This window comes from Solirubrobacter phytolaccae (genome assembly GCF_027587195.1).
Classification (GTDB): Bacteria; Actinomycetota; Thermoleophilia; order Solirubrobacterales; family Solirubrobacteraceae; genus Solirubrobacter; species Solirubrobacter phytolaccae.
The window spans coordinates 20992-44122 of record NZ_JAPDDP010000024.1 but is presented as its reverse complement, the minus strand read 5'-3'; the positions used below and the strand labels follow the sequence as shown (position 1 = coordinate 44122).

The following is a 23131-nucleotide window of genomic DNA, read 5'->3' as shown; positions in this document are numbered from 1 at the left end:
ATGGGATGCGTGCGCGGCCGATACGAGTCGTGGTTCCTCAGTGCCCGCGACGCCGAGCCGGGCCGGCCGCCCCGAGCGCTCTGGATCCGCCACACGCGCCACCGGTTCGCCGGCTCGGAGATCGAGTCCGCGGCCCGATGGTGCACGATCTTCGACCCGGCCGGGGGCGGCGGCCCCGCGGCGGTCAAGGAGTCCGGCGTGCACCTAGACGACGGCGCGGCCTGCGGCGCCACGCGGTTCCATGGCGGCGCCCGCGCCCACGGCCGGATGGCCGAGTGGGAGCTCACGGTGGCCGGCGGCGGCGTGGGCGAGCTCCGGCACCTGCACCCCGGCCTGCTGTACCGGCTTCCGCTCCCGCGCACGAAGCTCGTCGCGCCCGTCCCAGACGGGGTCGTGAGCGGGCGGGTCGTGGTCGACGGCGTGGTCGTCGACGTCGTCGGCTGGCGCGCGACCGTCGGGCACAACTGGGGGCGCGAGCACGCGGAGCGGTGGGTGTGGCTGCACGCGTCGGGGTTCCCGGACGCGCCGGAGGCGTGGCTGGAGCTCGCACTCGCGCGGGTGCGCGTGGGTGGCGCGCTGACGCCGTGGATCGCCAGCGGCGCCGTGTTCGTGGGCGGGCGGCGGTTCCGGCTCGGCGGGCTGGGCCACATCCCCGGCGTCCGCGTCGTGGCGGCGCCCGGGCGGCTGGAGGCGATCGTCCCCGGCAAGGGAATCGAGATCCGCGTCGCGGCGCACGCGGACCTCGATCAGACGGTGGGCTTCACGTACGCGGGCACGCGCGAGGGCGACGCGCGGACCGTGCTCCACTCGGGGCTGGCGAGCGTGCGGCTGGGCGTGCGACGGCCCGGCCGCTCCTCGGCGGAGCTGGCGACGACGTCCGGCGGGGCCTTCGAGCTCGGCGGACGTGGGCTGGAGACGAACGGCGTGCCGCTCCAGCCCTATCCGGACCCGTGACCGGGTGAGGGTCAGCCGCGGATCGTCACCGCGACCGTGCGTGTGACCGATCGGCTGCCGCTCAGCTTGACCGGGACGCGCACCCTGACCTGACGCCCGGCCAGACGGCGAGCGGCCGCGGCCGGGACCCGGACGCGCAGGCTCCCCCGCGTGCCCGCCCGGAGGCTGCGGGGCGCGAGCACCTGGACGTCGAAGCGCTTGGACGCGATCGTCACGCGCACGCGGCTGGGGGTGCTGACCCGACAGGACCGGCCGGCCGGGCACACGAGCGTGGCCAAGCGGGCGACGCGCTTGCGGTCGAGGCGCTGCGGCTTCGTGCGCACGCTGACCGACGGCGCCTTCGCCCGCGTGACGACGGCGGGTCGCGGCGCGGGCACCGGGCTCGGCGCGGACTCGGGCGTCGGCGTCGGCGTCGCGGTCGGCTCGGGCTCGGGCGTCCGCGCCCCGAGCTCACGCGCGGACTTGCCGCAGTCGGCCGGGGTCACGGCGCCCGCGTCGACCTGGCCGACGGCGACGAGGAGCGTGAACGTGGCGACGTGCCCGGTGACCACTTCGGTCGCGGTGATCGGCAGGCAGTACGCCCCGTCGGCGGTGAACGCCCACGTCCCGTGCCCATGGCCGCTGAACGTGAACGCGCTCCCCTGCCCCAGCCGCGGTTGCGGCAGGCCGAACCCGTCGTTCTGGTAGAGCACGAAGCGGCCCGGGCCGCGGACTGCGCCGAGCTCCCAGCGCACCGCGTTCTCGCTGCTCAGCGCGCGGGTCCCCGGGCGGAGCGTCCAGCCGGGCCACAGCAGGCCCTCGTCCTGGCTTTGGGGCAGCAGCCAGACCGGTGCGCCGGGCACTCCTAGGAAGGCGTACGCGGGATCGGCCGGGGTCCGGCGCTCGGCGGCCGGCCGGACGTGCAGCGTCACGCTGTCGATCTCGCGGTCGACGCCACCGTCGTCGATCGTCTGCACCAGCCGGTCCGCGTCGAGCGTCGAGCTGATGTCGACGTGCCCGCGCGCGAGCACGGTGCGCCCCGACCCGGTGCCGGGATCCGGTCCCGGATCTGGGTCCGGTCCGCCGCCGCCACCCGTGGAGCCGACGCACCCCACGCCGGGCTGGACGCCGTCCGCGGACACGCCGACGGCGACGGCGAGCGTCTTGGTCACCGCGGTCGTGCCGTCGGCGGCGGTCCAGGTCATCGGCAGGCAGTACACGCCGGGCACCTCGAAGCGCCAGTCGCCGGCCACGGTCGTGTCCGGCCGCACCACGCCGGAGGCGGAGGCCAGCTCGGGGACCGTGCTCAGGCGCAGCGGCGCGTCGGGGCTCACGAAATCGACCTTGCCCGGACCGCGCACGGCGCCGAGGGACCAGGTGAGCGGCCCGTCGAGCGCCGACAGCCCGAGCTTGAACGTGCCCACGCCCGCGACCAGCGACTGGCGCCGGCCCGCTCCCCACACCGCCTCGAGGCCCGGCTCCGACACGGCATGGGCGCCGTCGACGCTGAGGACGACGTCGTCGGGGTCGTACGTGACGCCGCCGCCGGTCTGGGAGCCGTGGACGAGCTCGACCTCGGGCCCGGACACCCGGAAGGTGGCGAAGCCCTGCCGGCCGGCGGGCGGCGCGAGCACCGTGCGTCCCGGCGTCGCCGCGACCGGCGTCGCCGCGGGCGTCCCGGCCGGGAAGTCGGCGTTGCCGTCGTGCTGCGCCTGCTCGCACGTCCTCGTGCCCGCCGGGTCGTGGGTGGTGCCGCCGACGACGACGGTCAGCACGCGCTCCGTGCTCGTCCGGTACGTCTTGCCGGCGGGCCAGCCGCTGAAGGTCATCGACAGGCAGTAGGTGCCCGGGGCGGTGAAGTCCCAGTTGGCGTGCACGTGTGAGCCGGACCGGAAGCCGCGCGACTGCGGCAGGCCCTGGCGCGTGGAGAAGTGCGGTGCACCGCCCGTGAGCACCTCGGTCTCGTTCGTGCCGAGGAAGAACGCGCCCGGCGCGGGCCCGCCGTCGAGGCCGGTGACCGCGTCCAGCCGCCACTGGGGACGGCCGGCGAAGTCCGTCGCTTCGAACTCCTCACCGGAGTACCCGAGGGCCGGCGTCCCGCCCGGCCCCGCGGAGGCCGACGCCGGGATCCGCCAGACCCGGTCGCCCGGCGCGCCGAGGAAGCCGAAGTCGGCGGTCGCGGTCGGCTCCGGGATCGTCACCGCGGCGGCCTCGGGCACGAACACCACGGTGTTCGCCGGGCTCCACCAGCGATCCCACCCCTGCGCGGACTCGTGCAGGCCGGCCTCGAGCTGCCCCGAGTCGTTCAGGTACGGCGCCAGATCGACGTGGCTGACCGGCAGCAACTTGTTGGTCGCCGGGTCCCACTGGTTGACGGCGTCCGGCTCGTAGTAGCCGGAGGGCAGCTCGGGTCCCGCGCCGCATTCCTTGTCGCCCCAGTCCTCCCAGTCGCCGACGACGATCCGCAACGTCTCGACGGCGCTCGTCACCGGCGTCTGGTTGGCGAGGTACGCGCCGGCCTGCAGGCCGAGGCAGTAGACACCGACGTTGTTGAACTGGAACGGCTGATATCCCGCGACCTCGCCGCGTTGGTTGACGCCGGGCAGGGTCGGGTCGAACGAGCTCGTCGACGGTGACGGCGGCGTCGTGGTCGCGCCGACCAGCGTGCCCGCGCGCGGCGCGATCATCGCCCGTCCTGGGACGCGCGCCTCGACGATCTTGTACGTGATGTTGCGGGTCGCGGTCGCCGTGGACAGCTGCGCGCGCGGGATCAGGTTGGAGTTGAAGCCCAGGGCCACGTCCGCGGCGTCCGGCGGCAGGCCGGTCTCGTAGGCGTCCGCTCCGCGTGGGCCGAAGACCCGCCAGCCCGCATCGGCCGGGAGCACGTGCACCCGTTCGGCCTTGAGGTTGACCGTCACGTCGGCCAGGTCGAGCACCGGGCCGCCGTCCGCGCCGGGCACGGTGGTCGTCCCCGGGTTGCGCCAGAGGCCGAGGTCGATGCCCGTCGCCGTCAGGCGCGGCGTGATCTGGTACTGGCCGCTGTCGGCGACCACGGGTGGCGGCGCGGCGAACGCCGGTGGCCCGAGCAGGAGGCCGACGAGTGGCCCTACCGCTGCAGCGACGCACGAGTTGCGAAAGCCCATGGGAGTCCTTTCCGTTGCGAGGAGTGCGACGGCTGGGGCCGGATGCGCCGGCCCCAGCCGAAGGGGGTTGGATCAGCCGGCGACGTGCAGCGGCAGCGTGGAGACCACGGGAACGCCGCCGGTCGCGCTGAACGTGAAGCTCAGATCGAACGTCTGACCGCCGCTGACGGTCCACGCTCCCGGATCGAGGTGGTAGCCGTTGGCGGCGGACAGCGTGAGCGGCCCGGTCGCCCCGAGCGTGCTCGGAGCGGTCGCGCTGAACACGCTTCCCGCCGAGAAGCTTCCGCCCGACCCGGACGCGCCCGTCAACGTCACGTCCACCGGCACCTGATCGCACCCGTCGTCCCACTCGACCTCGAAGCCGAGGTCGGTGTCGTCGACGCCGTCGAACGTGAACACCTGGTCCTGGTCGGCCAGCGGGCCGACGCCGTGCTCCTCGAGCAGGAACTCGCCTTCGCTCACGTCGCCGTTGCCGTCGCAGAAGGCCTCGAGCACGAGGTCGACGTGGTCGTACTCGTCGGCGTACGCCGTGCCGGCACCCACTCCGCCCAACACCGCGGTCGCGCACAGCACCACGGCGAACCGGTTGAAGCTTCCCATCGTTGCTCCTCTCGCTTGCTTGACGCCCGAGAATATGAGACCCAATCTCGATTAAGTCAAGCTATGAGGAGATTCCCTGGATGCTCGCGCCGACGGCCGCGACCGCGGCTCGGGACTCGGTCCCGAAGGCGCGGCCACGTCGACGACCGGTGTCAGCGGACGCGGAAGCTGCGGCGGTTGCCGTCGGCCTTGGCGAAGCGGCCTTCGCGGAACCCGTTCGCCGTCACGGCGCGCGAGTAGACCTCGTAGCTCCCCTTGGGCAGGGCGCGCATGCTCAGGCGCCAGGAGGATCGACCCGAGGCGGCCTGCCAGCCCGAAGGCGTGCACGTCGCGCCCTTGGCGAGCTTGCGGTTCGTGAACTTCGCGTTCTTGCCGGACAGCCAGCGGCAGCCGGAGCCGAGCTTGCGCACCGCGACCTCCACGCGGGTGACGGACAGGCCCTTTGCGTCGGCCTTCGTGCCCTTCCCCCGGCTCGCGGAGCCGGCGATGCGAGTGGCGCCGGCCGAGGACACGCGCGTGTCCCCCACGCCCACGACCCGCGCGGTCAGGCGGATCGCGTCGTTGGTGGCGAACACGTCGTCGTCGGACGAGGACGTCGTCACCCGCACGGTCGCCTTCTTGCCGATCTTCGCGGCGCTCTTGGCCGACACGAGCACGTCGTCGGACACGCTGCGCCCGCGGTCGATCGAGTACGGCTTGCTCGCGCCCTCACCCGAGCCGTCGGTGACCTTCATCCGCACCGAGCGGCAGGTCCGCGTGCCCGAGTTGCGCAACCCGACCTCGACCCTTCGACCACCCTCGTTCGGGATCGTGGACGGCTTCTGCACCGCGCTCAACGCGAGGTCGCAGAACGAGTAGACCGCCCGCACGCCGCGGACGTCGTTGCTGGTGTCGCTGTCGCCGCCCGTCGCGCTCACGGTGAAGCGGGCGACGTCGTCGTCGCGCCGGATCGTCGAGCTGGTCAACGGCACGGCGTTGACCACGAACTTCGCGCCCGCCGCGATCACGCCGGTGTCGACCGCGCGACCGAGCTTGTACGGCGCGTTCACCGTCACCGGCCCGCCACAGGGCCGATCGCCCTTGTTCTCGACGCTGATCTGCGCAGCGGTGCCCTTGCGGCCGACGAACGTCAGCTCGAGCGGGGTCGGCACGTCGATTGCGAGGTCGCACTTCTTGTCCGCGTCGAGCAGCAGGCGCAGCGTGGCGAAGCTCGTGTCGAACGACGACGAGTTCAGCAGCAGCCCGGCGGCGGCCAACGAGTAAGGGCCCTCGGCGGACGCGGAGACGAGGCCGGTCTGGTTGGAGCCGGCGTCCACGTAGGTGCTGGCCGGAGCCGAAGCGAGATCGCCGTCGAAGTTGGTGAACGCGGTCGCGGCGAACCCGCCGAGGCCCGAGGACGGCGTGACGGAGGAGCCGACGACGACCAGCGCCTCGGGCGGCCCGGCAAGGACGGCGAGATCTGCGCCGGCGGACCGGATCGCGTCGGTGCCGCTCGACTTGCCACGCATCTCGAACTGGCGCGACTGCAGCCCGGTGCCGTTGGCCTCGGTGCGCGCGATGAACGCCATCTGCTGCACGCCGCTCATCGTCTTGCCGGTCACCCACAGACGGTTGCGAAGGAGCATGAGGCCGGGAGCGCTCGTATCGGGCGAGCCGACGGTCAGCGCGGTCTCCCCGGCGTCGCCGAACCCGGGATCGAGCGAGCCGTCCTCGGTGAACCCGCGCAGGACGGACGTCTCGTCCGTGTCGGCGCCGACGCCCGGGAGGTGCACGCTCATGAGCACGGCCAGCCCGCCACCGGGGCGGAAGACGACGTCCTGGCCTTCATCGGCGAGCCCGCTCGGGGACCGTTGCAGGACGACGACTCCACCGGTGCCGAACGCCGCCGGAGAGCCGTCCGGGTTGCGGAGCGAGACGAACGTGTCCTTGACGTTCGACGCGAGCGCTGAGCCCGTCACCGCGACCCGGCCCACGCCGTCCACGGCGATGCCGTTCGGGTCGTCGTCGCCGGCGCCGACCGGGAACAGCGTGATGCCGCCGGAGCCGAAGCTCGGGTCGAGCGAGCCGTCCGGCAGCAGACCGATGATCGCGACGTCACGGTCGCTCGACGAGCCGATGCTCTTGTCGGCGGAGGCAGCGATCCGCAACGCGCCGTTGGGCAGCACGGCCGCCGCCTTGACGTTCTCGGCCTCGGTGCCGGGCACCGACACCGTCAGCCGTCCGTCGCCGGAGAAGCTCGCGTCGAACGTCCCGTCACCGCGGCGCGCGACGACGTACAGGTTCCCGTCGTCGGCCGACGTGCTGCCGATCGTGTAGATCCGGCCGTTCGCGGCGATGACCTCCGCCGGGATGTCCGAGGCGACGCTGGCGCTGTAGTCGTCGGTCGCGATGCCCGACAGCGGCGCGAAGGTCGTGTCGATGCTCAGGGACGGCACGAGCGGCGTCTGGGCCGCCGCGCCGGCCGGGGCCGCGAGGAGCAGGAGCGAGGTGAGGAGGAAGCGCTTCATGAAGGGCGGAACGTCCGATTCAGGCGGGCTTGGGCGCGGCCGAGCTCGGTCTGGGCGGCGGTGAGCTCGCGCAGGCGCTCGGTATGGAGGTCGATGCCGCGCTGGGTCAGGCGGCGCTCGGCGCGCTTGGAGGTGGTGTTCTTGCGAAAGTGCAGGAGCAGCTTGGCGACGCGGCGCGAGTCCTTCTTGCGGACCGCCGTCTCCAGTTGCGCCGAGAGCTTGCGGGTGGAGGCGAGCCGCTTGATCTGGGCCGCGTGGGCGGGCTGGAGCAGGGCCGGGGCCTTCAGGGCGCGCAGGCGCTTGCCGACGCGGGTGAGGGAGGCGCCGAAGCGCTTGAGCGCGCGGGCCTGTGACGGGGCGGTCTTCGCGCGGTCGAGGTCGCGGCGGAGCTTCGCGCTCGCGCGGTCCAGGGGCGCCAGGGCCGCCGGCGCCGCGTCCTGGTAGGTGACCATCCGCTCCGTCTCGGCCACGAGGCCGGCGTCGATGTCGTAGATCTTCAGCAGCCGCTCGTGGACCTCGCGGGCGGCCGGCGGTGGCTTCACGGCGGCGACCTCGGCGCGCACGCCACGCACGCCGTCGGCCACGCCGGCCAGGGCCGGGGCGCCGATCGGCTTGCGCTCGGCGTAGCCCCGCAGCACGGTGTCGGCGCGCACGAGCACGGCCTTCTGGGACGACTGGACGGCGTTCACGCGCTCGAGGTAGGAGCGGACCTCGGCGCGGTCAGGGTCCTCGCCGCCGCAGCCGGCCGCGAAGAGGGGCGCGGCAAGCACCGCGAGCGAGAGGAGCGCGCGCGGCGCCGTGGCCGCGCAGCCGCGAGAACGCACCCTCGCCGCGACCGTGCTGGGCGCGCCGCGCACCTACTTGACCCGCTCGACGGTGGAGACCGAGCCGTCGGCGTGCTTGAAGACGAGCTTGACGAGCCCGACACCCGGGGCAAACCACGAGGTGCGCGTGCCGGAGCCGAACCGGTTCGAGCCCTGCTCCAGGCGCGAGCGGATCGCGACCGCCTTGTACTTCTTGCCCTGCACGCGCACGGTCTGCGTGCCGAGCACCGACGCGTTCCCCGACACGCCGAAGATCGAGTAGTCACGGCTCGTGCGCGAGGAGCGCCAGGTCGTGCCCTTGCCCGAGCCGGGCGACGGGATGACCGGGTTGAAGCCGTAGACCATCAGGTCGAACGGCGTGGTGAAGCGGCGCGACTTGCCGAGCTTCGGGAACTTGCCGCCGGTCGACTGGGTCGAGCCCGACAGCAGCGTCACGCCCGACAGGCGCGAGGAGAGCCCGTAGGCGGCGGCCACGCGCAGCGGCCCGCGGACGTGCTTGAAGTCCACGCGCGCCGTCGAGTTGACCACGTCGACGACCTCGTAGGACTGCGTCGACCAGGCCTTCATCCACTTCGAGTTGCGCCAACGGAACGTGCCCTTGTCGCCGCGGTTGAGCGGCAGCAGGTTCTCGTCCGACGGCAGCGGCTTGGCCTTCAGGTTCGTCTCGAGCAGGTCCGCCGTGGACGTCTCCCCCGAGGCGTGCTTCATCACGACCCGCACCGGCCCGACGCCGCGCACCCAGTAGACCGTGCGCGTGAGCGTGCCGAACGGGTCGCCGATCGCGCCCGCCTGGGTCACGTCGCTGTCCACGCGCGCCGCGTCGACCCCCGCCGGGAACGCCGGGACCTTGACCTTCACGTGCCCCATGTAGCGGTTGCTGGAGGCGACGTCGTTGGACGCGCCGCCGATCGAGCTCCAGCGCGTGCCCTGCAGCATCGGCTCCGCGAAGACGGGTGAGCGCGTGCCCCAGATGACCATGTACAGCGCGGCGCTGAGCGAGCTCGCGCAGTCGGTCGCGGCCGCGCACAGGATCGGGAACCGCGGCGGCGGCTGGGAGGACTGGTAGTTCGTGTTCACCAACCCGGTGTCCGTGTGCTGGAAGTCGATCGTGCCCGTCGACGCCGTGTCCGTGGCGGGCGGGTTCACCTCGTCCCAGCGCAGGCGGAAGGACGTGCCGGCGCGGGCCGCCATCGTGTACTTCTCGACGCGCGCCGCGGGCTGGTAGGTCGTGTTCGACCAGGCGTACGTCCAGGTCGCGCCGTCGGTGCGCGGCAACCACTGCTCGGCCGGGTCGTCGAGCGGACCCGCGGACGCGGCCCCTGGAAGCAGGAGCAGCGCGAGCAGGGCAAAGCAGATCGTCCTCCGCATAGAGGGCGAATCTAGAGCGGGGGCGGCCGTTAGCCGCCCCCGACATTCGTCTAGCGCACCCGGAAGCGGATCAGGTTCTTGTCCGTTCGGGTGAAGCGGCCCTCGGCCAGGCCGTTGCGCAGGACCGCGCGGGTGCGCAGCTCGTACAGGCCCTTGGGCAACCGCTTGGCGAGCCGCAGGCTCCAACGCTCTGTTCCCTTGACCGTGATCCAGACGGGCTCGTCGCACTTGCCGGCGTCGCTCTCGTCGACCGTCCGCAGGTCGCCACGGGCGGAGCTCAGCCAGCGGCACTCGCCACCCAGACGCCGCACGGCGATCTGCACGCGCGCCACCCGGAGTGTCCGCGCGGAGACAAAGCGCGCGGTGCCCTTGGTCGCGCGACCGGAGAACGAGATGCCCCGCACCGGCGTCCGCGCGTTCGTGTCACCGGGCTTGACGACCACCGGCTCGCTGCTCGCGAGGTCGTTGGCGGCGGCGACGTCGTCGGCGTCAACCACGCGGAACGACAGCGGCGCCTTGGTGCCTGTCTTGAGCCCGCGCAGCACGCCGACGCTGATCTCGTCCTCGACCGACTTGCCCGGTGCGACCGAGTACGGCTTCACCGCGCCGGACCGTAGCCCGGGCGCGCGCGTGATCACCTGCGCGGCGCGGCACGGGGCCGTGCCGACGTTGCGCACGGTGAACGCGAACCGGCGCGAGCCCTCCGTGCCGATCACCGGCGGCGCCTCGAGCACGGTCAGCGCGAGGTCGCAGAACGAGAAGATGGCGCGCAGGCGCACCGCGTTGTCGCCGAGCGCGGAGTCGCCCGCCGCGGACAGCGACAGCTCGAGCGTCGCGTCGTTCGGGAACGGCGCGTCGTAGCCGAGTGAGAGCGTGCGCGTGACGGTCTGCCCCGGCAGGAGCCGGCCGGCGTCGACGCTGCCGGCCGCGACCCACGGGGCCGGCACGCCGATCGTCCCCGCGCAGGGCCGCTTGCCGTTGTTGGTCACCCGCAGCGTCACTTCGCCGGGCGCCCGCCCGCGCAGCACGAGCTCGACCGGGGAGACGACGGCGAGCGCGAGGTCGCAGCGCTTCTCGTTGTCGATCAACACGCGGCCCATGCCGATGCTCAGGTCGTTCGTCCCGGACTGCGTCTCGAGCGAGAAGTCGCGCTGGGTGCCGGCGGCCACGACGTAGCCCGCCGCGCCCGCGACGCCCGACGCGCCACCCTGGCCGGCGACCGGGATCACGAGGTCCGTGGCCTGCAGTGCGCTCAGCGCGCCTTCGAGCCCGTTGAAGGCCGCGAAGCCCCACTCGCGCCCGCGATCGGTCTCGGAGGAGCCGGAGACCACGACGGTGTCCGGGTCGCCCGGCACGAGCGTGATGTCCTGGCCGACGCCCGTGACGGGCTGGTCGCCGCTGAACACGGAGCCGCGGAAGTCGAAGCGCCGCGTCTCGAGCGTCGCGCCGAGCCGCGCGAGGTAGGCGTCGGAGTCACCCGCAACGGTCGCCGCGCCGGTGACGTAGACGGAGCCGTCGTGGACGAGCAGCCCGCCGCCGGTGACGGAGGTCGCGAGCGGGACGGCGACCTCGGTGTTGACGCCGTTGCGCCGCACCGCGGTGCTCGTCCCCGTCGAGGCGAGGACGACGGGCGCGCCGTCCTGCCACGCGATGTCGACCGGCCCGTCCGGCACGGCCGGGAAGACGTCCACGACCTGGTCGAACACCATGTCGTCGAAGGCCCAGCCGATGTAGGTCTGGTCGCCGGTCGCGCCGACGTAGGCCCAACCCCGCGGATTGACGTCGAGCGCCGCCGGCACGTCGTCCCCAGGGCCGGCCGCGAACGTCCGGGTCCCGAAGCTCGGGTCCGTGGAGCCGTCCGGCAGCAGGCCGATCAGGGCCGTGTCGTAGTCGGCGGGTCCGGACGAAGCGACGTCGGTGCGCGCGAGGACGAGCAGGCGCCCATCCGCCCGGACCCCGATGTCCACGCCCTCGGCGTCGCGGCCGAGCGCCAGCTCGAGCGAGCCGTCACCGGCGAAGCTCGGGTCGAGCGCCCCGTCCGCACGCCGCGCGACGACCGCGATCGCGTTCCCGGTGGAGCCGACCGCGTAGGCGCGCTCGCGCGCCGGGTCGACCGCAGCGCGCACCGCCGTGTCGTCCACGACGCCGACCTGGAAGTCGAACTCGGACACGCCCGCGAACGCGAAGCGCGTGTCCGTCGTCAGCGACGGCGGCAGGACCTGCGCGGCCGCGGGAGCGGCGAAGACGCCCGCCGAGAGAGCGGCAACGGCGACCGCGAGCGAGCGGCGCTTCACCCCGTCTTCTCCACGGTCGACGTGCTGCCGTCCGAGTGCCGGAACGTGATCTTCACAAGCCCGACGCCCGGCGCGAAGTACATCGTCCGCGTGCCCGAGCCGAACGCGTGGTTGGACTGGCGCAGGCGCGAGCGGATCGCGATCGCGTCCCGGTAGCGGCCGGCCGGCACGCGCACCGTGCGCTTGCCGAGCACGCTCGAGGAGCCGGTCACGCCGTAGACGGCGAAGTCGCGCGACTCACGCGAGGAGCGCCACGTCTGCCCGTCCACCGCGTAGGACGGGAAGACCGGGTTGAAGCCGTAGGTCATCAGGTCCAGCGGCGTCACGAAGCGCGCGCGGCCCTCGGGTCCGGAAGCCGGGCCGAGCGCCGGCAGCCGCGAGCTCGTCTCCGCCCGCCGCATGCGCGTGGTGACGTTCGTGAGGCCGCCGAGGCGGTTCGAGAACAGGTAGCTCGCGTTGACGTCGATCGGCCCGTCCGTGTCGAGCACGTTGATCCGCGACGTGCTGTTCGCCGACGCCGCGACCGTGAGCCGCTGCTCGGACCAGCGCTTCATGTGGCGCGAGTTGCGCCAGCGGAACGTGGACTCGGCGCCGAGCGTGAGCGGCATCAGGTTCGCGTCGCTCGGCGGCGCGATCGGCGCGAGGTTGGTCTGCTGGAGCGTCGCGTAGCTCGTCTCGCCCGACGTGTGCTGGAAGAGCACCTTGACCGGGCCGACGCCGTACACCCACCAGACCGTGCGCAGGCCGGAGCCGAACGGGTCGCCCAGCGCGCCCGCCTGCGTGATCACGGACTCGATCTTGGCCGCCTTCACCGGCGCCGGGAACGCCGGGACGGACACGTCCACCACGCCGCGGTAGCGGTTCGCCGCGGTCACGTCGTTGGTCGTGCCGCCGACCGAGTTCCAGCTCGTGCCGGCCACGAGCGGCTCGGCCAGGACCGGCGAGCGCGTGCCCCACATGACCTCGAAGAGCGTGCCCGCGAGCGTGTTCGAGCAGCGCGCCGCGGTCCCGCACAGGATCGGGAACTGCGGCGGCACCGGCGTCGACTGGAAGTTCGTGTTGATCAGGCCCGCATCCGTGTGGCGGAAGTCCGCGAAGCCGTTCGCCGGGCTCTCGTCCGGGCGCAGGTTGAACTCCTCCCAGGCCACGCGGAACGCCGTGCCCGTGCGCGAGGTCACCGTGTAGCGCTCCGCGCGCGGCGGCGAGAAGGCCGTGTTGCCCCACTGGTAGACCCAGGTCGCCCCGTCCGAGCGCGGGAGCCACTGGGCCCCCGGATCCTCGAGCCCAGCGGCGTTCGCGGACGCCGCCGGCCATGCCACTACCGCCGCGGCGAGCGCGATCAGCCGTCTCAGTCTCACGACTTGGTCCCCTTGTTCGCGGGCTTCTTCTTGGAAGTCTTCTTCTTCTTGGCGGCCTTCTTCTTGGCCGCTTCCTTCTTCTTCTTGGCCGCGGCCTTCTTCTTCGCGGCTTCCTTCTTCTTCTTGGCGGCGGCCTTCTTCTTCGCCGCCTCGCGCTTCTTCTGCGCGGCGGTCTTCTTCTTGGCCTTCTTCTTCTTGGGCTTGGCCTTGTCGCGATCCGGGTTCAGGCGCGTGCCCGTCTTGCCCGTCTGCGGGTTCAGCGGCGAGGCGCCGACCACGACCTGCTCGACCGACGGCACCGCGACCGGCGTCGGGTCGACCGGCTGCGGCGTGCCCGGCTGCGGCGTGTTCGGCTGCGGCAGCGGCGTGGCCGTGTCGGCGGCGTCCGGGTCCACGACCTGGTCGCCGTCGTTGTTGGTCAGGAAGCGATCCCGGCCGGCGCCGCCGCGGAGCACGTCGGCGTAGCTGAGCTCGGTGTCGTTGACCAGGTTCGACCCGCCGCCGGTGGTCAGGTCGTCGTCCGCGTTGAGCACGTCGTCGCCGTCGTTGCCGGCGAGCTGGTCGCGGCCCGTGCCGCCCGTCAGCCAGTCGTTGCCGACGCCGCCGACGAGCTGGTCGTCGCCGTCGCTCGGGACGAGCGGCAGCTTCGGGCCGTTGGCCGCGTCGTGGTTGAGGAAGAAGTCGGCGCCGTTGACCAGGATGCGCTGGAACGGACGCGACTCGTCGAAGAGCCCGAAGCCGGCGAGCGTCGCGCCCGTCGCGTGCAGGCCGTAGTGGAGCAGGCCACCCGGGTTGTAGGGCCCCAGGTAGTCGCTGCGGACGACGTCGAAGACGCCGCCGTCGAAGAAGTTGGCCGCGTAGCCGAGCTCGAGCGCTTCGGCGCCGGAGAGCGCGTCGTCGCCGGCGCCGCCGTCGATCAGGTCGTCGCCGAGGCCGCCGAAGACGACGTCGTCGCCGTCCTCGCCGAGGATCGTGTCGTTGCCGGTGCCGCCGGAGATCCAGTCGTGGCCGGCGCCGCCGAGGATCGAGTCGGTGCCCGCGTCGCCGAACAGGCGGTCGTTGCCGACGCCGCCGTAGAGGCGGTCGCCGTCGGCCTCGCCGTGGAGCTCGTCCGCGCCGGCGCCGTCGAGCAGCGTCACGGAGCGGTCGGCCGCGATGGTCCCGTTGTCACCGACCAGCACGTCCGCGTCGACGATGCCGTCGGAGATCGTGTTGGCCGCGGTGCGCGTGCCGGCGCCGCCGAACAGGTAGTCGCTGCCGTCGGGACGCTGGTCCGGGCGCTCGAGCGTGTAGAGGTTCGAGCTGCCGCCGATCAGGTTGTCGTTGCCCAGGCCGCCGAACAGCACGTCGTCGCCGCCGCCGCCCTCGATCCAGTCGTCGCCGTCGGTCTGGCGCTCGACGGCCGGGTTGAGGATGAGCGCGCCGAGCGGGTCGCCGGCACCGGGGATGCGCGTCGCGCCCGCGGCCGGGTCCTCGAGCGCGCCGTCGCCGAGCAGCACGTCGTTGCCGAGCTGGCCGAAGATCCGGTCGTCGCCCGCGCCGCCGGCCACGTAGTCGTCGCCGTAGCTCGCGACCTTGCCCGCGGGCACGGCGGCGGTGGCGTACGCGACCGAGTGGTAGAGGTCCAGGATCGTGCGGCCGTCGAGGCTGACCTGGTCGCCGAAGATGAGGTCGTTGCCGGCGTCGCCGTCGATCGAGTCGCCCGCGGAGCCGCCGATCAGGATGTCGTCGCCCTCGTTGCCCTCGAGCCGGTCGCGGCCGCCGTCGTTGAAGTCGCTCGTGCGCACGAAGCGCGGCAGGCCGGCGGCGAGCGTGACGACGCCGTGGTCGCCGAGGACGATGTCCTCGCCGGCGCCCGCGATCAGCGTGTCGTTGCCGGCGCCGCCGAAGATCAGGTCGCGGCCGTCGCCCGTGGTGATGTGGTCGCCGGCGCCGAACGTGGCGTCGGTGGTCGTGATCGACTTGCCGATCTCGATCCGGCCGTTGTCGCCGAAGACGACGTTGGCGCCGTCGCCGGCGTCGATCGTGTCCGCGCCGGCGCCGCCGACGATGACGTCGGCGGCGTCGAGGGCGACGATCGTGTCGTTGCCGCCGACCCACGCGTCCACGCCGTAGAGCGTGTCGACCGGCTGGTCCAGGCCGTTGGTCACGTCGCCGAGGCCGCCCGTGCCGAGGACGTTGCCGCCGGCGAGCACGCGGCCGCGGTCGCCGAACAGGAGGTCGCCGCCGGTGCCGCCGAGGAGCTTGTCGTCGCCCTGGCCGCCGAAGACGATCAGCGGCAGCGTGGACGTCTCACCGTGGACGGTGTCGTCGTCGGACTGCAGCGGCGTCTGCGGCGCGCCGAAGGTCTGCGTCGTGGTGGTCACGACGGTCAGGACGGCGAGCGCGCCGTCGACGCCGGCCAGCGTGACCGTGTTGTTGACCGCATCCATGCTCAGGACGGAAACCGCGAGGCCGTTCACGGTTGCGGTGACGACGTCGCCGGACTTGAGGTCCAGGCCGGTCGCGATCACGCCGGTGGCGCCGAGGCGGTAGGCGCGGATCGTGGTCGTGCGCCACGTGACGGCGATGATCGAGCTCGGCTGCGGCGCGGTGAGCAGGCCGACGCTGCCGGTGTAGGCGACCCACGCGGCGGCCGGGACGGACAGGCCGTCGACCGTGACGCCCACGACCTCGCCCGCGGCCGGCAGCACGTGGTGGACGCCGCCCTGCGTGTTCAGCACGAGCAGGTCGTCCTCGCCGGCCTTCAGGTCGACGGTGACGACGTCGTTGCCGAGGCCGGTGTTCAGGAAGGTGACGGTGCGCACGCCCGGAGCGCGGTGCGTGGCGCTGATGGCGATCGTGTCGGCGCCCGAACCGGTCCAGACCGTGATGCCGTCGGCGAAGGTCCCGTCGGTGCGGTACGTGATCGTGCCGGTGGCGAGCCCGGCGATGCGGATCGCGTCGGCCGCCGCGTCGATCGTCACGGTGTCGCCGGCGGTCGCGGCCTCGTCGCTGATCATCAGCGTGTGGCGGCCGGCGCCGAGGTCCAGCGTCAGCGAGCCCGCGAGCGCGTTCAGGTCGCCGCGCAGGTAGGCCGGGCGGTCCGTGAGGCCGAAGGCGGCGAGCGAGGAGACGTAGACGCGGTCGTCGCCGTCCGCGGTCTTGATCGTCGTCGCCGCCGAGGTGCCGTTGACGTTGATCACGTCGGCGCCCGAGCCCGTGAGGATCTCCAGGTGCTCGACGCCGTAGTAGTCGACGCCGGCCTTGCGCTGCTCCACGGTCGCGCCGTCGGCGAAGGCGACGCCGCGCGTGCGGTACTGGCCCTGGAAGTAGACCTCGATCACGTTGCCCAGGCGGGTGACGCGCACGTTGTCGGTGAACGGGTACGCCGAGCCGGTGTACGGGTTCACGATTGCCGAGAGCGCGGACTGGATCTGCGCCGCGGTGGCGCTGGCAGCCAGCGCGGGCGTGGTCTTGAACGTGCCGTCGGCGAGCACGACGTAGAGCACGAAGGTCGTGCCCGTGACCGTGATCCGCTGCGCGAAGCCGGCCGGCGTGCCGGTGCCCATCCCGAGGCCCGTGACCGTCGTCGGGTTGATCGTCGCCGTCTCCGCGGTGGTCTCGGCGGCGTCGTCGAGGCGGACGCTGTCGTCGCCGGCGCCGCCGTCGAGGGTCAGCAGCGCGAGCAGCTGGTTGAGCGTGCCGGCGTCGCTGGAGACCGTGATCCGGTCGTCGCCGCCCTCGGTGGCGACCGTCGTCAGGCCGTCGATCGTCTTCACGCGCACGACGTCCGCGCCGCCGCCGGTCTGCAGGACCGTGCGGCCGAGGATCGTCGTCTCCACCGTGAACGTGTCGACGCCGTTGCCGAGCTGGATGTACAGCGCCTCGAAGTCGTTGTAGGTGATCACGGCGCCCATGCCGAGGCCGCTGAGCGTGTCGCGCGTGAGCACGCCGTTGCCGCCCAGGCCGGCCGAGTCGTCGATCTCGAGCGTGTCCACGTGGTCTTCCTCGGGCACGGACGCGGGTGGCAGCGGGGCCGGGAGCGGCGGCGTGGCGATCTCGCCGGGCAGCACGACCGCCAGCGGCAGGTCGAGCTCGGCGACGCCGCCGCGGCCACCGTCGATGAACAGCGCGCCGCGGATCAGCGACGCCTGGTGGACCGGCGTCGGGAGCGTCGGGCTCGTGGAGCCGGTGTTGACCGTCGGGTTGTCGCCGCCGATGACCACGCGGTCGCCGCCGAGCCCGGTGCGGATGCGGGTGGTGACGCCCGCGGCCGTGCTGTGGACGACGACCATGTCGTCGCCCTCGAGCGTGTCGAGCTCGATCAGCTCGAGGCCCGTGAAGTTCAGGACGCGGCCGCCGCCGTAGATCGTCGTCGACGTCAGCAGGAAGTTGTCGTCGAGCTCGGTGCCGTAGAAGATCAGCCGGTCGGTGCCGGTGCCGCCGTCGATGTTCAGCGGGGCGCTGCCGACGTAGTTGATGACGTCGTTGCCGCCGCCACCGTTGACGGTCGTGCCGGTCGTGAACGTGCGCACGATGAACGTGTCGTCGTCGTCGCCGCCCTGCGCGTCGAGCGTGGCCTGGTTGTTGAAGATGCCGAACGTGTCGTTGCCGGCCTCGCCCTTGATGGTGGTGGCGAAGCTGATGCCGTTCGTGAGCTTGCCGCGCGTCGTGTCGATCGTCGCGGGCGGCTCGGTGGAGATGATCGAGCCGAACAGCTGGCCGACCTGGAAGAGGTCGTTGCCGGTGCCGCCCTCGATCGTCGTGACGGACGAGTTGTCGTCGAGCGCGAACTTGTCGTCGCCGCCGAGCGCGTCGATGAACAGCGTCTCGATCGCGGTGTCGTACTCGATCCGCTCGACCAGCGAACCCGCGTTCAGCAGCGCGACGAGGTCGCGGCGGAGCAGGAACTGGTCGGCGACCTCGGTGCCGTTGAGGTTGAGGTTGTCGCCGGCGGACGCGCCGCTGTCGGCGACGTCGATGACCGAGCCGCCGGCGCCCCAGAGGTTGACGTTGTAGGTGTCCGCGTCGCCCTCGCCGTCGAGCGTCAGCTTGGCCGCGAGGCCGTTGACCGCGTCGATGACCGGGTTGACGTTGAAGGTGTCCGTGCCCGCGCCGCCCTCGATCCGGGTGAGGCCGCCCGTCGTCTCCAGGTCGACCCGGTCGGCGCCGGCGCCGAGGTCCACGCGCGTGGTCCCGGTGTGCGTGGAGTCGACGTTGAGCACGTCGGCGCCCGAGCCGAGGAGCAGCTCGAAGGCCTCGAAGCCGAGGTAGGTGAGCGTGCCGCCGAGGCCGAGGCCGGTCAGCGTGCTCGCGGTCAGGCGGCCCGTGTTGGCGGCGGTGTCGCCCGCGTCGGTCAGGTAGAGCTCGTCGCGGTCGCCGCCGCCGGTGATCGCCAGCGTGGAGGCGATGCCGTTCAGCACGTTGGTGAGCGAGCCGACCCGCACCAGGTCGTCGCCGGCGCCGGTGTCGACCGTGGTCGCGCCGCCGAGCGTGCGCAGCGTGACCGCGTCGTTGCCGTCGCCCGTGGACAGGTCGAGCGTGCCGGCCGTCGTGAGCACCGTGACGGTGTCGTTGCCCGCGCCGGTGGAGATCGTGTTCGGGCCGGCCACCGTGCTCGTGACCGTGAAGGTGTCGTTGCCCGAGCCGAGCGCCAGCGCGAGCTCCTCGAACGCGAGGTATTCGATGCCCTGCGTGTCGAGGCCGCTCAGCAGCGTGGCGGTCAGCGTGCCCGTGTTGTTGGACGTGTCGGCCGAGTCGTCGGCGCGCAGCGTGTCGCGACCGCCCCCGCCCTGCAGCGTCAGGCGGGCGAGGAAGTTGTCGAGCGTGCCGCCCTCGTTGGAGCCCTCGAGCTCGACGGCCCGCGAGCCGGCGAGCACGACGTCGTCGCCGAGGCCGAGGTCGACGGTGAGCGCCAGGTTCAGGCCGCGGACGGCCAGCGTGTCGTTGCCGCCCTTGAAGTTGACCGCGGCGGAGCTGACCGTGTTGGCGACGTTGATCGTCGCCGGCGTCGCGTTGCCATCGTCGAGCCGGATCTGGGTGCTGGCCACGAAGACGTTGCCGACCGTGTCCGGATCGCTCGCGTCGGCGTCGAGCAGCTGCGGCCCGAGGTCGATGCGGCCGAACTCGCGCCCGTCCGTGGCGTTGATGGTCACGGTGTCGGTGCCGGTCGCGCCCGCGCTCTCGACGATGTTCACGGTGCCGCCGCGGACGCCGGCCGTCTCGATCACGTACGTGTCGCTGCCGTTGCGGCCGTTGAGCGTCGCGAGCCCGCGCCAGGCGAGCACGCCCGTGATGTCGCTGCCGTTGACGCGCACCGTGCCGGTCGCGCTGCCGGCCAGGAAGGTGTTGGCCTCGCCGCCGCGCGAGCCGGTCAGCGTCGCGCGCTCGAACATCGAGATGTCCTCGGCGGTCGCGCCGGAGAACGCGCCCGTGCCGGCGTTGTAGCTGCCGATCACGAGCAGGTTGCCGTAGAGGCCGAAGTCCTTGCCGGTCTCGACGATCTCGTCGGTGCCGCCGGCGTCCACGAACGTGTCCGTGCCGCCGAGGCCGGAGACGCGGTCGTTGCCGAAGCCCGAGTCCAGGTAGTCGTCGAACGGCGTGCCGATCAGCTGGTCGTTGCCCTCGCCGCCGACCAGGTCGATCCGGCTCCAGACCGCGGCGACCGGCGAGACGCCGCTCGCGTTGACCGTGTCGTTGCCGCCGAGGGCCTCGATCCGCAGGCGGTCGGCCGTCGTCGTGTTCTTGATCGTCAGCGCGTAGTGGCCGTCCCACGTGACCGCGGTCGCGTTGGCGGGCGAGATCGGGTCCTTGTAGGTGACGACCGTGACGTCGTCGTTGCCGGCCGTCAGCTGCGTCGTGACGAGGTCGGCGCCCGTGCCGGTGTCGATGTCGATCGTGCGCAGGCCCTGGCGCCCGATCGCCGTGCCGGTCGACTGCTCGAGCGCGCCGACGAGCGTGAAGGTGTCGGCGCCGTCGCCGCCGGTGAGCCGGAGGCGCTCGACGTTGACCCCCGCGAACGAGCCGGCGACGGTGCTGCCGTAGAGCTCGCTGATGATCACGTCGGCGCCGTTGCGGGTGACGCGGATCGAGTTCGGGCCGCCGTCGCCGATGATCTCGAGCTGGTCGAGCTCGTCGAACGTCTCGTCGCTTGAGTCCTCGCGGTTGCCGCCGCCGTCGAAGCGCTCGCCCACGACCAGGTCGGCCAGCGTCTCGCGCAGGATGTCGTTGTCGTCGCCGCCGTACAGCTCGTCCCGGCCGCCGCGGCCCTGCAGGACGTCGTCGCCCGCCTCGCCGTACAGCTTGTCGTCGCCCGCACCGCCGAGCAGCTCATCGTTGCCCGCGCCGCCGTACAGCGAGCCCGGGCCCGCGGCGTCGTTGATCAGGCGGTCGTTGCCGGCGCCGCCGTTGAGCGTGACGGCGTTGAGCGTGTTCGCGACGTACAGCGTGTCGTCGTTCTCGTCGCCATTGAGGATCACGGTGCCGCCGCCGCGGTAGCTCAGCGAGTCGTTGCCGGTGCCGCCCGACACCTCGAGGCTGGCGAGCACGCCCTCGAGCACGTTGAGGATGTCGTTGTCGTCGCCGAAGTGACCGGCGATGCGTGCGATCCCCTCGAACGTCTCCGTGCGGCCGAACGCCGTGACCCGCAGTGACTCCGAGCCGGCCAGGCCGCCGACGTGGGCGACCTCGTAGACCTCGGACGTGAGGCCGACGCCGACCGTGCGCACGCCGGCGAAGGCGCCGACGTTCAGGCGCAGCGTGCCGTCGGACAGGCGCGTCGCCAGCGCGGGCGGCGGCGGCTTGACGTTGCCCAGCGTGGCCGGGAGCGTGAAGGTCGCGATCGGGATCGTGAAGCCGGACGGGCGGGTCACGTTCTCCTGCTGGCGGACCTCGACCTCGACCTTGCGGTCCTTGCACTTGGACCCGAACCACGAGGCGATCTCGCAGCCGACGCCCTCGAAGAACTTCTTGATGGCGTAGCCGGCCGCGCGCGCCGCCGACTCGAGCATCTCGACGACCTTGGTCACCCACTCGAAGAACACGCCCGTGCCCTTGATCTGCAGGTACAGCGTGACCGTCGAGCCGAGCTGGCCCGCGACGGTGCCGCTGGCGCTGACGCCGAACAGCTCGACGCCGAGGAACCAGGCGGAGACGCCGCCGCCGATGGTGGCGCTGAACTTGCCGGTGCTCTTGACGAAGCTGACGTCGACGTAGACCGAGCCCTTGACGCCGTTGCCCTCCCACGTGAGGTCGATGCCGCCGCTGAGGTGCAGGTCGAAGTTGCCGTCGGAGTCGATCCGGCCGTACGCGTACAGGCCGAGCGGCCCGAGCACGGCGCTCAGCTTGTTGGTCTGCGGGATCTCGACGCTCCACTTGTCGCCCTTGACCTCGACGATGATCCCGCCGCTGAGGTTGATGACGCTGAGCACGCTCAGCTTGCCGGAGAGCTCGAGCCGGAAGTAGCCGACGCCGCGTGTGTCCAGGCGCATCTTGCCGACCATCTCGAGGTCGATCAGGCCGAGCAGGTTCAGGTCGAGCTCGACGTCGAGCGTGGCCGTGATGCCGTCGCCGTAGATCCCGAGCGAGCCCGCGACGTTGAACTCGAGCGGCCCGATCGCGAACTTGAGGCTCGCCGCCATCAGGAACGCGTTGCTCGAGATCGTGATGTCGAGCGTCCCGGTCGCCGAGGCGAAGCCGAGGAACGTGACCTTGCCGGCCAGCGCGAGGCGGAAGCCGGCCGCGACCGAGACGTTGTTGAACGTCTGGGCGCGCCCGGTGGTGTTGAGCTCGACGAGCGCGCTGACCTCGAACTGCAGGCCGATGTCGCCGCCGAAGTCCAGGCCGACGCCGACGGCGAAGCGCGCCACGAGGCCCTGGGAGTTGATCCGGAAGCCGCTGTTGTCGATCGAGACCTTGCCGATCGGGTTCAGCGTCATCGAGGCGTTGACGACCATCTCGACGCTCGAGCTCGTGATCGTCAGCTTGAACTCGCCCGTGATCGTGAGCGGGCCGAACTTGAGGTCACCGGCCAGCTTGAGCACGAAGCCGTTGGTGATCGAGATCGTGTCCTGGGCGATCTTCGGCCGGCCCTGGGCGTTGAGCTCGAAGCCGTCGAAGAAGTCGACCGTGCCGACCGTGCGCTTCTTGATCTTGAAGGTGTCGATCGTCTGCGCCGTCGAGAACGTGTTGATCTCGAGCAGGAACTGGCCCGTGAGGCTGATGCCCGGGATGTTCCCGGCGTCAGAGCGCGCGAGGAAGATGCGGCCGACGACGCCGGTCTTGTCCGCGCCCACATAGACGTTCAGGTTCAGCGTGCCGGTGAGCGAGCCGATGTAGGCGATCGTGGTGCTGACCGCGCCCGTGATCTCCAGCCGCGCGTTGGAGCCCGAGCCGGCCGCCTCGATCCCGATGAAGCCGGTCAGCGTGATCACGCCGCCGATCGTGATCGTGGCCGCGATCGAGGCCTGCACGTAGATCTCGCCGCCGGGCGGGGCGTTCGGGTCGCGCTGGCCGTCGAGGCCCGGCGCCGACGCGAAGACGTTGATCTCGCTCGGGTCGCCCGGCTTGAGCAGCGGCTTGAAGTTCTCCGGGATCTTGTACGTGACGTCCTGGCGGGTGGTGTTGAACATCACCTTCACCGAGCCGTCGACCGAGAACAGCGAGCCGATGTTCGGCAGGCCGATGCCGGCGGAGCGGCTGACGGTGAGCAGGCCCGCGACGCCCGCGTTCTCGCCGGCCTTGGCGCCGGTCTGGATCACGAGCAGGCCGGTGGCCTCGCCGTAGTTGATCTGCGCGTCGCCGTAGCCGAACGAGAGCGAGGCGGTCAGGAAGAGCTCGAACCGCTCCGGGTTGATGTTGATCGCGAAGCCGCCCTGCGCGACGAGCAGATCGGCGTTCAGGCCCGGCGGGCGCAGCTTGAGCTGGCCGACGACCTCGAGGCCGAACGAGTACGGCCGCAGCGTGTAGGTGCGGCTCAGGTCCGCGCCGCCCGCGCCCAGGCCGGGCAGCGTGAGCGTCTCGACGCGCTGCTCGCCCGTGAGGTTGATCTGCAGCGTGCCCTTGGCGAACAGGTAGATGCCGTACTGCTCGAGCGCCGAGAAGTTCGTCTCGATCGTGGCCACG

At 72.3% G+C, this 23131-nt stretch carries 9 protein-coding genes (1 of these 9 cut by a window edge); 1 reads left to right on the top strand and 8 read right to left on the bottom strand.

Annotated features, from left to right (window positions below):
• The first annotated feature begins 9 nt into the window (after positions 1-9).
• Positions 10-954: a hypothetical protein gene (locus OJ997_RS15050; protein ID WP_270025976.1), complete on the top strand. Its 945-nt coding sequence runs from the start codon at positions 10-12 to the stop codon at positions 952-954.
• 11 nt (positions 955-965) lie between these two features.
• Here the strand turns inward: OJ997_RS15050 and OJ997_RS15045 are convergent, their stop codons facing one another.
• The 8 genes from OJ997_RS15045 to OJ997_RS15010 form a co-directional block, all read right to left on the bottom strand.
• Complete coding sequence (locus OJ997_RS15045) at positions 966-4076, bottom strand: choice-of-anchor M domain-containing protein (RefSeq protein ID WP_270025975.1); 3111 nt, start codon at positions 4074-4076, stop codon at positions 966-968.
• Positions 4077-4148: 72 nt separating this feature from the next.
• Entirely contained in the window at positions 4149-4676 is a 528-nt protein-coding gene (locus tag OJ997_RS15040) for a hypothetical protein (protein ID WP_270025974.1), read from the bottom strand.
• 152 nt (positions 4677-4828) lie between these two features.
• On the bottom strand, positions 4829-7183 hold the full coding sequence (locus OJ997_RS15035; RefSeq protein ID WP_270025973.1) for a hypothetical protein: 2355 nt from the start codon (positions 7181-7183) through the stop codon (positions 4829-4831).
• Entirely contained in the window at positions 7180-8007 is an 828-nt protein-coding gene (locus OJ997_RS15030; protein ID WP_270025972.1) for a hypothetical protein, read from the bottom strand. Before OJ997_RS15030 ends, OJ997_RS15035 begins: the two co-directional genes overlap by 4 nt.
• Positions 8008-8040: 33 nt before the next feature.
• Positions 8041-9375: a hypothetical protein gene (locus OJ997_RS15025; RefSeq protein ID WP_270025971.1), complete on the bottom strand. Its 1335-nt coding sequence runs from the start codon at positions 9373-9375 to the stop codon at positions 8041-8043.
• 50 nt (positions 9376-9425) lie between these two features.
• Complete coding sequence (locus tag OJ997_RS15020; protein ID WP_270025970.1) at positions 9426-11669, bottom strand: NHL repeat-containing protein; 2244 nt, start codon at positions 11667-11669, stop codon at positions 9426-9428.
• Positions 11666-13027: a hypothetical protein gene (locus OJ997_RS15015; RefSeq protein WP_270025969.1), complete on the bottom strand. Its 1362-nt coding sequence runs from the start codon at positions 13025-13027 to the stop codon at positions 11666-11668. Before OJ997_RS15015 ends, OJ997_RS15020 begins: the two co-directional genes overlap by 4 nt.
• Positions 13024-23131 carry the 3' end of an FG-GAP-like repeat-containing protein gene (locus OJ997_RS15010; RefSeq protein ID WP_270025968.1) on the bottom strand. 20900 nt of this gene lie beyond the right edge of the window, so only the last 10108 of its 31008 coding nucleotides appear in the window; its start codon lies beyond the right edge, outside the window; it ends in the stop codon at positions 13024-13026. Before OJ997_RS15010 ends, OJ997_RS15015 begins: the two co-directional genes overlap by 4 nt.